The sequence below is a fragment of the Nonomuraea sp. MG754425 genome (assembly GCF_021699195.1).
Classification (GTDB): domain Bacteria; phylum Actinomycetota; class Actinomycetes; order Streptosporangiales; family Streptosporangiaceae; genus Nonomuraea.
This window is the reverse complement of the sequence record NZ_SSXE01000497.1, coordinates 1-485: the sequence shown is the minus strand read 5'-3', so window position 1 is coordinate 485 and position 485 is coordinate 1. Positions and strand designations below refer to the sequence as shown.

1 protein-coding gene and 1 pseudogene are annotated in these 485 nt (G+C 67.4%); both read right to left on the bottom strand.

From position 1 onward, the window contains the following. The coding region (locus FAF44_RS53680) for a sulfotransferase (RefSeq protein ID WP_308193553.1) at nucleotides 1-81 on the bottom strand (81 nt) is incomplete at its 3' end. Then, nucleotides 74-485: pseudogene (locus tag FAF44_RS53675) on the bottom strand (RNA polymerase subunit sigma-24); the annotation flags it as partial. The pseudogene FAF44_RS53675 and the gene FAF44_RS53680, both read right to left, overlap by 8 nt.

Genomic DNA, 485 nt, shown 5'->3' with positions numbered 1-485 from the left:
TCCGAAGCCGAGGCGTTCCAGTGCGGCCTTCAAGGAGAAGGTTCCGGTCCGCGGGAATCCCGCGCCGATGATCTCAAGCATGAGGTGTTTCCGTTTCTTTGGGCACATGGGAGAGCTTGTCAGGATTGCTGACCACGTAGATGTCCCGCACGTGCTCTCCGTCCGTGGACAGGTCCACCACCATCACGGCGTACGGCGAGTTCTCGGCGAAGACCACCGCGGACGGCTCTCCGTTGACGTCGCGGTACTGAATGCTCAGACCGCCCTCGACAGGCTCGGCGGCACTGGCGACGAGCACCCTGGCAACGTTGTCGCGACCTTGGACGGGGCGTGGGCCGGCGGCTCTGGACTTGCCGCCGCCGTCGGACCACAGCGTCACCTCGGGCGCGAGCATCTCCAGCAGCGCGTCGAGGTCGCCACCGAACGCGGCGGCCACGAAGCGTTCGGTCACCCGCCGCTGGAGCGACGGATCCACCCGCCGCCGC